1 protein-coding gene is annotated in these 395 nt (G+C 71.6%); it reads right to left on the bottom strand.

What is annotated here, in order from left to right; translation table 11 throughout:
• Positions 1-395 (bottom strand): amidohydrolase family protein (locus tag RNB18_RS53250; protein ID WP_311721209.1); only part of this gene is annotated, 395 nt, incomplete at both ends.

Raw genomic sequence — 395 nt, 5'->3', positions numbered from 1 at the left:
AGGTCGATCTCCTCGTCGGAGAACTGGTCCAGACACCCGGCGACGATCGCTTCGAGCTGGGTCCCCTCGTGTTCACCCACCGCCCGGGAGAGGGCGAGCAGTTCTTCCGGGCGGGCGTGCCGGGAGGCGACGGGTGCGCCGTCGCCGTCGGAGTGCGTGGACGACTGGGTGGTGGAGAGCCCCCAGGCCCCGGCGTCCATGGCGTCGTGGAAGAGGGCGAGCATGGCGTCCAGTTGGGCGGGGGTCGGCTGCCCGCCGACCGCGTCCGGCCCCATGACGTACCGCCTGAGCGCGCAGTGCCCGACCATGAACCCGGCGTTGACGGCGATGCGCCCTTCGAGGGCGTCCAGGTACTCGCGGAAGCTGGACCAGGTCCAGTCGACGCCCTCCTCCAG

It is taken from the genome of Streptomyces doebereineriae (genome assembly GCF_031845645.1).
GTDB classification, from domain to species: Bacteria; Actinomycetota; Actinomycetes; order Streptomycetales; family Streptomycetaceae; genus Streptomyces; species Streptomyces canus.
Note: the sequence above shows the minus strand (reverse complement) of the source record. Positions and strands in the feature narration are given on the sequence as shown.